The following is a 9,649-nucleotide window of genomic DNA, read 5'->3' on the forward strand; positions in this document are numbered from 1 at the left end:
GGACTTCGCGAAACGGGTTGTCACGATCATTACAAGCGCGACAGTGGCGAAGGCAAAGCTGAATCCGATCTCGGAATATTCCGCTTGGCCTATGAGCACACGGGGAGCCGTCGAGAAGAAGACGAAGTAGGTGCCCATACCGGCGCTAAAGCCGACAGTGTAAACCCAAAAAGCCGGACTCGCGAAGATCGGCAAGACAGATCGGCGCGTCTTGACTTGATCCAGAGGGCGGGTTTCGTGCCACCTGAAACCCGCATTTAGGAGTGCGAGCATCGCCAGTATAGCCAAAGTAATGAATATCGCCTGCCATCCCAAGAACTCGCCGATCAATACTCCGGCGATAGGGCCGAGCGCAGGCACGAACGCCAGCATCGAACTGAAAAGGCCGTAGATGACGACACCCTCAGGACGGTTGGCATAAACGTCGCGAACCGTCGCGAACGTCGCCACCAGCATGGCCGACGCGCCCACTGCTTGAAGTAGACGGAAAGCGACAAAGGCCGGTGCAGTTGAAGACCAAGCTGCTCCCAGAGACGCAATGACGAAAGCCGTTGCGCCCGCAAGTAGAATTGGCCGTCGCCCGATTCTGTCTGAGAGCGGACCAAAAATCACCTGGCCCACGCCGAGCATCACCATATAGAGGCTCAACGTGAGTTGGATCATAGCGGGCGTCGTGTTCAGGATGCCGGGCATCGCTGGAACGACAGGGAGATAAATATCCATCGCCAGTGAAGCGAGGATGTCGAAAGGAGCCATCAGCAGCAGTGCTGCCGGCAGCGTATAGGCCCACGCGGGGCGTGTGGTGGTCATGACGAATCAACCCTCGATTAAGGAATACCGGGCGACGTCTGCTCGTCAGCAATCAGATGAGACTAGCCTTACAGAGCGCCGCAACAACAATACTGGTTGTTGCGGCTTACTTGTCTGCTGACTTGGAATTTCCCATCTGATTACTCCACGCTTACGAATATGAATTGCTACATTTTATCCGATTATCTTTTGCTTCGCAATGCGGCATGGGCGCACTCAGCGTTCCAGCCCCCTCTGCCGCCCTAAATGCTTGCTCCAATGCATCGAGCACCATATCTGTATTCATCCGTGTCGATACTTTCCATCCAACAATTGCTCGTGAGAACACATCAATAATAAATGCAGTATAAACCCAGCCTGAATTTGTTTGAATATACGTAAAGTCACTCACCCACAGTTGGTCAGGATGATCAGCAGTAAAATTACGTTTTACCAAGTCATCCGCTCGTTTTTGATCATCTCGGCTACGGGTGGTTTGTTTGTTCTTACCACGCCAAACACCTTTTATACCTAGCTTTTGCATTAATCGAGCAACAGTACAGCGCGCAATAATATAGCCTTCACGTTTCAGTTTTTGCCAGACTTTACGTACACCATACCGACCTGAACTTTCCTTCCAAATTCGTTTAATCTCCTCAGCATGATGCAAGTCATGTAAATCTCGCTTTGCTCGATGTTCTGGATTTTCACAGAGATCTAGAGTCCGGTAATAGGTTGAAGGTGCGATCGGTAAAATTCTACAAATCGCCTCGACTCCGTACAGCTCTTTATTATTATGGATAAAATCCACCATTATTTGTGTGGGCGGTCGAGCTCCGCCTGGGCGAAAAAAGCGGCTGCTTTACGTAGAATTTCATTGGCGCGTTGCAGTTCTTTATTTTCGCGTTCGAGTTGTTTGATACGTTCTTGGTCTGAAAGCTGCTGTACTTTAACTGGATTTTGTTTATCTAAATATTTTTGATACCAAACACGTAGTGTTTCAGGAGTACAACCCTTGCGCAGTATACTGCTCAGGGAGCAATAGCGGTGATCGCAGCCCAATTCGATGGATAATCTTTCTCGGATTCAATCAATAATTGAACCGCTCTTTCTCTGATTTCAGGGGTATATTTTACTTTTTTCATCGGGACATTCTCTCAGAAAGCTTGGTCTCCGACAAACCCGGTACGGTTCAAAAATCTTCCATTGATTTATTTATATCTGTTAAACCAGTCGCATTATGAAATGTAATATAAGTAGAAATTTCAGTATAAATGGTCATGATCTTTTCTAAATTTGAATATCTAAGCGTCTTCATTAATCAACCTTATTGATTATTAGTTTCTTCTTTTAAAGCTCTTTGTACTGTTGCTATCCCTACTTTAAACTTTTCTGCAACACCTCTAAATGTTGAATTTTCTTCAGCCATTGCTTTTCGTATTTCAACATAGTCAACCTTCCGCTTTCTTCCCTTATATAAGCCCTTCGCTTTGGCTTTTGCAATTCCTTCCTTTTGACGCTCACGGATCATGGAGCGTTCAAACTCTGCAAATGCAGCAAGCATCTGAAACATGAGTTTATTTATTGCCGATTGTGCTACATCATGACTGAAGGTCAAATTCTCTTTATGAAAAATAATGGTTATACCACGATCATTCAGACTATTCACAATTTCGTTCAGATCATTTGTATTACGTGCCAGACGATCAATACTATGAACATGCACCGTATCACCTTCACGCAGATAGTCGAGCATTGCATTTAACTGAGGACGTTCACGGCTACCACCGCTTGCCTTTTCAGTAAAGGTCTTATCCAGGCTGATTCCATCTAATTGACGTTCAGTATTTTGTTCAGTTGAACTGACTCGAATATATCCGACCTGATTAGGCATTCTGTACCGTTAGAGTTTAGATAATTAAATACATATTGTACCGAAATTAAATATTAAGTCTATAAATACGGTTTTTGAGTTGCTTTTTAAGACTTTATTTTGTTCCGTTAGGCTATACTCCAAATTTACATAATGTCGCATCTTCTGTGAAATCGTCTTTTCTACGCAAATAAACCTGATTTAAAGGCGAAACCTAACAATATTACAAGTAGCACTGTTAGCATTGCTTTAAGCCTAAAAATCGTATCATGAGCTATTTTAATTTTCTCCTTATACTCCACCTCTGACATTGAAAACTTATCCATTTCAGCCTGAATAGCATCCATATATTTTGAAATTTTTTCTAATTTTTCGCTCTGCTGTTCATTTTTAAGTGATAGCGCAGTATTGGATTGCTCCAGTTGTTTATTTAAATTGATCTGCTGAATAAGATTTTTCGCTTGATCGGCATTGATTTTTTGACTTTCCTCATTAAATTCATCCTGCTCTTTAGACTCTTGAATCAACTGCTTTGCTCTAGCAGTCAGTTTTATGTTTTTTTCTTTGAGGGCTTCATTCTCTTGTTCTAGAGATTCTTTAGCTTTTTCTATTGTAGAAAATTGCTTTTTAAAGTCGGTGAGCTGTCGCTGTAGCTCAATATTTTCCTCAAAGTGACTTGTCGCAACCTCATCAACTAAAAAATCACAATATTTAAAAAAATCGGCTTCAATCAGGGCAAAGGGCATGGCATGAGAAATTTTTAAATGCTCAACAATTTCATGCCAACTTTTACCCGTGCGGTACAGCTCGGTAATTTCATCCTGTCGGCTCTCAAGCCACCTACGTTTATTGAAATAAGGGGTTTTAGCCATCACTCAATATCCTTGTAAAAACTATCGCTATAAACATAGCCATCACTGCTTTTGGACGCTAAAAACCTCTTACCCTCCTCACTGCTTTTCCATGCCAAAAGTAGCTCTCTTGAGCTTTGATTGGCTTCGTCTTTAATAGCCCTAAAATATGTATGGATTTCCGTATTATTTTTAATTTTTGGAGTGGAAGCACGGACATAGCTTAGATTTAACTTTCGTCCACCTGCACCTAAAAAACTACGGTTCATTTTTGACTGAAAATAAGCCGTGAACATGCTATATAACTTACCGATCTGCACACGTACACCACGGTAGCCAATATAGCCCTCAAGGCTTAAAAGGTACTTTTCAAAATGTTCTTTTACATCCGTATTGGATTTATTTTTTTGAAAGCTATTTACCAAATTAACGCCACGTTGACGCACAGCCTCAAACGCTTCTTGCTTCAAACGCCATGTAAAGTTAGTCGCATGTTTGGTATTTTCACTTAAACCCATTTCTTGCAATTCTTTGATACTTTTGGCTCGTTTTGTGAGCTGTAAAAAAGTATATTCACCCACTGTTAAGGATATCTTTCCAAAGGTTTCAGCACCTTTGACCTGTTTAGAAATTTGATCATTTAAATAATCAAGATGATCATATTTATTCTGAATAATCACACCATCAGGCAAACGTAGAAGTAAGTCATTTACACGGCAAAGTAAAAGCAAAGTCGGGGGTCTAAGGGTATATAACTTATTTTCATTTTTCGATTTATCACGCAAGTAACGATAAAAATCAGCTTCGGTTAGATTTTCTTTCTGAAAACAACCGCCATTCGCAACGATGCAACAAAACGTACTTTGTCCGGACAGAAATTTTCGATACTGCTGTTGTGGTGTATTCAGCAAACCATAGCGGTCATTCCACTTTTCAAGCATGGATTCTGCATTACTAAAACTGCTCGGTTTAATCAAAATTCCCAAATCGTAACCTTTGCTGAAACATGCAAGGGTCGTATGAGTGAACTCTTTTATGCCAGTGGTGTAATAAATCATTTTTTCTTATTTAGTCCAAAAATTTAATTATCAATATACCTTCATTTGTAGATTCTTAAAGGTATTCCAAAGATTTTTTTAATAGTTATATCTAAAAGACTAGTTATAGGTAGTTATAACCGAATTATGCTATCGCATAATTAGCAGTTCCAAAAATTCGACTTGACATGGTATTTAATACGCATAAGATCAGATTTGTAGATATTGTTTTTTCGTTGGACTGCCAATCCATACATTCAATTTTCCTTAAAAATTGTTTGTTCATGGATTGCCAACCATGAACAAACAACATCACCCATTTTCGCAACGTGCCAAGTTGTGAAAATTTTTATCGGTGAAGCTGCGTGCGTGAGAAATCTAGCTGGCGCGGCTACGATAGGGGCTGAGAGGTGTGACTCCTCTTTTCTACCTGTTACAAAAGTTATGTTCCTGTTTTTACAGGATGCAAGTAGGGCGACACGGACACGGGAATTGACGGGTTATCAGCGTTTAAAACATGCGACTGGTAACTTAGTGAATTAACCCTGTTTTATTTGTTACGGTGAGCCATCTCAAGGATTGGGTGAATGGCGTTAATAACCGCTTGGCAGATGCTTCGCAAGGGCATAGTCAAGGCGCACAGGTGGGCTTTTGAGGGCATCGTAAGGTGTCAGGGGCGTGAGGTGAATAACTGGATCGTTCGGTACTGTACGGTGATTTGCTGAATTCGTAGAGATACGTTGCAAATTGCTGACAGATCAATGGATAGCTCAAGCCTGTAAGGTCGTCTCTGTCAACATACAACTACAAAATAGTTGATGGCAGTCGATATGCGTAGAGTAAGTGCTTTACCTTATTAATTTAACTAGGAAATATAAGCTAGAAAAGACTTGGAACTGCGGTCTAGCGAAGTATGGAATTGATTTTAGTTAAGTTAGAGATAAGCGTACTACTCGATTTCAATGTTTTTTATTGAAATCAAAGACAAGTGAAACTAACGTGGGCGCACTTCACACCGTATGAGTTGTAGATATTTAATTTCTGATTGATGAGTTCACAGAAAAGCAATTCTAGGCAAACAACGAGGTGGTGATCGGTGACGGTCTTTAGAAGTGTTAGAGAATAGACCAGTACAAAACCTTAGCTACATCGAGGTTGCAGACAGTTCGAGCGAATAAAAACGTAAGCGCTGTTAATTGGGAAAGTCTATGCCGATAAGTTGGTGATGTTTAAGGTGATTGAAAACAGATTTTTTTCGGTAATATTCGAGTGGTATCAACATGCTTTGGCTAGCATGATTTACCGAAAAAACTGTCTTAAAACGATTCTACAATCGTGAAAATTAGTTGTCTTGGCCGACAATGATATTTTCAAACTGTTGATGCAGTATAAATACGTACAAACTAGTGGTTTTAAGAACCCAGCCCCTTAGGGGCTGGGTTTGTCTTTATAAAAATAACTCTATTTCGCTCTCATTTGCGATTTAAGCCACTTCATAGCAAAAACCATCATTTCATCACATGACTTTGTAATCGGGCTAAAAAACGCCATTTTAAGCCTTGTATAAGCATCTATAGAGCGAGTGTCTACGAGCGAACCACCAAAATTCGCGCCTAGACTCTCTGAAAAACCGTTTTTTAAGCTGTGAAGCCTAAATAAGCGTAAATCATATGCAGAAATTTGAGCCTAGACCGAGCGTAGCGAGTAAAAAAGCTCTATGAGCGAAGCGAATTCCGAGTTGCTTTTGATCTTGCTTTTGCTTTTTCTTAAATTCACGAAAACATAAACCAAAAAATTGCCCCGGCGAATCGAGCGAAAGCGAGATTCAATAGAGTTTGAGCGTAGCGAAAACCAAGGGCAATTTTTCATTTATTAATTTTAAAAGCTTTATTAAAAGCTTTTAATAGCTTTTAAAAAGCTTTTAAAAAGCTTTACGACCAGTCTCAATGTGTTGCTATACCAGTGTTTCAGACACTAAAGTGGGGGCGAAATGTTAGGTTTTTGACTTTAAGTGGGGGCGAAATGTTAGGTTTTTGACTTTAAGTGGGGGCGAAATGTTAGGTTAGTGGGGGCGAAATGTTAGGTTAGTGGGGGCGAAATGTTAGGTTAGTGGGGGCGAAATGTTAGGTTGTAATCAAGATATGCTTGACTTAATAAGTGGGGGTGAATAGTATTAAAAATACCACCACATAATAGAAGAATAGTGATTTTAGATGGCTGTATCATTAAAGAAAATTAAAAATTTTGAGGAACATGACAAATCTCTTTTTCCTCTTGCAGCACCTGCCAAACGTTATCCAAAAGACTATGCTGTCTTTCAAAATATTTTCTGGCAATTGAAGCATGAGAAATCACCAAAAGACGATATTCTAAAATTGCTATTCTTTTTTAGCCCTAAAGTTCGGCTAGCATCAGATCCCAATGAAACAACAGAATTCACTGTAACAGCTAAAGAATATGCTGAATTGACGGGCTTAAAGCCAAGCAGTGCTTATGTAGCCTTAAACCGAGTAGTAGATGCTCTCTACGACCACAGTGTAGTTTTTTATCATCCTGGAAAAGATCGAGAAATTCGAACAAGACTCATTAGTACATGCTCATACAAGGATGGATGTTTTTATATTTCTTTCACGCATTTTGCCCTATACATTATGTATGTTTTTAATAAACAAAATTCGTATACAAAATTTAAAGTTAAGTCGGCTGTTGCCTTACATGGTCACGGTTTAAAACTTTACCCATTCTTGGTACAAAATGAATTTCGTTCTAATTTCGATGTATCCATTAAAGAATTAAAAAGTGCTTTAGGTCTAGCAGAAAATTCATACCCAGAATATAGAGATTTCAAAAGTACTATTCTTAAACCTCATATTGATGACATTAACTCTAAAACAGAACTGACTATTGAGTTTAAAGCAGTTAAGAAAGAAGGACGCAAAGCTAGTCATGTTAATTTTATAGTTAGAAAAAAGAAAACTATTGGAGCTAATCAACAAAGTGAAACTGGTAGTAACCAAGCGCAAAATAAAATAACTGCAAAAATGGTTTATTTAACGATAATTCAAAGTGAAGAATTGAGCTTGAGATTCAAAGAATCTGGTGAGACTACAGACGAATTAGTAGAAAGAATAAAAACTGATTTTAAGAACAACGAAGGTAATAGATGGATTGAAAAATTAGCAGAATTCAATGTCGACCTTACTATTGAACAAAAAAATTGAAGAGCTACTCCCCTATCTAAAGAAAGTAGGCTTTAATACAAAATAAATTTCATGTTTAGGTAGAATGTTCAGATGAACATCCTTGTACACGCACTGAGGGATTCCATTGAACACAACAAAATTTAGCGTTATGGACGCTAGTAAAGCCTTTAAAAAATCACGTACAACAATATACGAAGCTATAAAAAATGGTGAATTATCAAGGGATCATGATGGTCTTATAGATCTATCTGAACTTATCAGAGTCTACGGAAATCCTTCAGGTGTTCAGTCCAGTACACGCACTGAACACGTACAGAAGGATGTACATGTACACGTCCAGTCAGAAGTCGAAACTGTATTAAAAGATCAAATTTCATTACTTAAAAATCAATTGGACTTAGCCAATCACAGAGAAAAGGCTTTGATGCAACACATAGAAGATTTGACTCATAGAATTGAGTTTAAAGGTCAGCTTGAACAACCAAAAACAGGGGTAGAAGAGCACAAAGTTGTTCCTCCTGTTGATTCTGAGATGATAGAGAATCCTAAACTAGAACCAGACCAGAAAGATGACGGATTGACTACTCCGGAACAAAAGGAAAATAAGCGTATTCCAGTCCCTGAACATATTGAGCCAGAACCAGAAAAAAGGGGCTTCTGGAGCCGTTTTTTCAAGCCCTATGGATGATAGGACTATTTAAGGCACTGTTGCAAATAGAGATTTGAGTCGATGATGTTCCCTTTAAAAAGTACTTAGAGACCGAAAACCCTGTTGATTAGACACACTTCACCCTGAGGCTGACCATAATAAAATGACGATGCTTGTCCTTTACGTAGTGCACGCATGACTTCAATACCTTTAATTGTGGCATAAGCCGTCTTCATAGATTTGAATCCTAATGTGGCCCTGATGATCCGCTTTAGCTTGCCATGATCACATTCAATCACGTTATTTTTATACTTAATCTGCCTGTGCTCAAGGTCTGGTGGACATTTACCTTCCCGTTTTAACCGTGATAAAGCACGTCCATATGTGGGTGCTTTATCCGTGTTGATCACTTGTGGAATTTGCCACTTCTTCACATTATTTAAAATTTTTCCAAGAAAACAATATGCTGATTTGGTATTACGTCTAGAAGAAAGATAAAAATCAATGGTATCGCCACGTTGATCGACTGCACGATACAGATAAGACCATCGTCCATTCACTTTTACATAGGTTTCATCAATATGCCACGAGCTCAGATCTGTAGGATTACGCCAATACCAGCGTAAACGTTTTTCTATTTCAGGAGCATAACGTTGAACCCAACGGTAAATAGTCGTGTGATCAACATTCACACCCCGTTCGGCCAGCATTTCCTGCAGTTCACGATAGCTAATGCCATATTTACAATACCAGCGCACAGCCCAAAGAATGATTTCGCCCTGAAAATGCCGACCATGGAAAGGATTCATATGCTGCACCTTTAGCTAAAACAGTCTTCAGCTTACCATTCGTGGTTATTTGCAACAGTGCCGCTGACGCACACCATCGCCCACCGGGTGGGTCGCTATCTGGAACGGCAAGGCCTGCTGGAACGGGATGTCGAAAACAGCTATCTGGCCTCGGATGCGGTGGATGACGACCCGATGACACCCCTGCTGGGGCACTCGATCACTTACCGTATCGCTGTCGGTTCACAGGCGGGGCGAAAGGTGTTCACTTTGCAAACTCTGCCGACCAGTGGTGATCCGTTCGGTGACGGGATTGGCAAGGTAGCCGGGTCCAGCCTGCACGCCGGCGTGGCGGCCAGGGCCGATGAACGCAAGAAGCTCGAACGGCTGTGCCGGTACATCAGCCGCCCGGCGGTATCCGAGAAGCGGCTGTCGTTAACACGAGGCGGCAACGTGCGC

At 40.6% G+C, this 9,649-nt stretch carries 7 protein-coding genes, 2 pseudogenes and 1 other annotated feature; of the genes and pseudogenes, 3 read left to right on the forward strand and 6 right to left on the reverse strand.

What is annotated here, in order from left to right:
• From cml to FTV13_RS15035, 5 genes and pseudogenes are all read right to left on the reverse strand, one after another.
• On the reverse strand, window positions 1–810 hold an 810-nt coding region (gene cml / locus FTV13_RS15015; RefSeq protein ID WP_180012496.1), incomplete at its 3' end, for a CmlA/FloR family chloramphenicol efflux MFS transporter.
• 151 nt (window positions 811–961) lie between these two features.
• A pseudogene (locus tag FTV13_RS15020) lies at window positions 962–1,934 on the reverse strand (IS3 family transposase).
• Window positions 1,529–1,645, reverse strand: a sequence feature (AL1L pseudoknot). It overlaps the preceding pseudogene by 117 nt.
• Window positions 1,935–2,116: 182 nt before the next feature.
• Window positions 2,117–2,683, reverse strand: a complete 567-nt coding sequence (locus tag FTV13_RS15025) for a recombinase family protein (RefSeq protein ID WP_006581699.1) — start codon at window positions 2,681–2,683, stop codon at window positions 2,117–2,119.
• A 161-nt stretch (window positions 2,684–2,844) separates the two neighbouring features.
• A complete protein-coding gene (locus FTV13_RS15030; RefSeq protein ID WP_180012498.1) occupies window positions 2,845–3,534 on the reverse strand; it encodes a hypothetical protein in 690 nt (229 codons plus the stop codon).
• Complete coding sequence (locus FTV13_RS15035) at window positions 3,534–4,571, reverse strand: hypothetical protein (protein WP_180012500.1); 1,038 nt, start codon at window positions 4,569–4,571, stop codon at window positions 3,534–3,536. Before FTV13_RS15035 ends, FTV13_RS15030 begins: the two co-directional genes overlap by 1 nt.
• 2,192 nt (window positions 4,572–6,763) lie before the next feature.
• Here FTV13_RS15035 and FTV13_RS15040 point away from each other — a divergent pair.
• Together FTV13_RS15040 and FTV13_RS15045 are read left to right on the forward strand one after the other, a co-directional pair.
• Window positions 6,764–7,771 (forward strand): replication initiation protein, encoded by a 1,008-nt coding sequence (locus FTV13_RS15040; protein WP_096902771.1) that lies wholly within the window; start codon window positions 6,764–6,766, stop codon window positions 7,769–7,771.
• A gap of 130 nt (window positions 7,772–7,901) precedes the next feature.
• Entirely contained in the window at window positions 7,902–8,441 is a 540-nt protein-coding gene (locus tag FTV13_RS15045; protein ID WP_096902770.1) for a plasmid replication DNA-binding protein, read from the forward strand.
• A gap of 65 nt (window positions 8,442–8,506) precedes the next feature.
• Here the strand turns inward: FTV13_RS15045 and FTV13_RS15050 are convergent, their stop codons facing one another.
• The gene (locus FTV13_RS15050) at window positions 8,507–9,211 is read right to left on the reverse strand and encodes an IS6-like element IS1006 family transposase (protein ID WP_001067784.1); all 705 of its coding nucleotides are present in this window, start codon (window positions 9,209–9,211) and stop codon (window positions 8,507–8,509) included.
• A gap of 63 nt (window positions 9,212–9,274) precedes the next feature.
• Here FTV13_RS15050 and FTV13_RS15055 point away from each other — a divergent pair.
• Window positions 9,275–9,649, forward strand: a pseudogene (locus FTV13_RS15055) (transposase); the annotation flags it as partial.

It is taken from the genome of Acinetobacter sp. YH12235, assembly GCF_013417705.1.
Lineage (GTDB): Bacteria > Pseudomonadota > Gammaproteobacteria > Pseudomonadales > Moraxellaceae > Acinetobacter.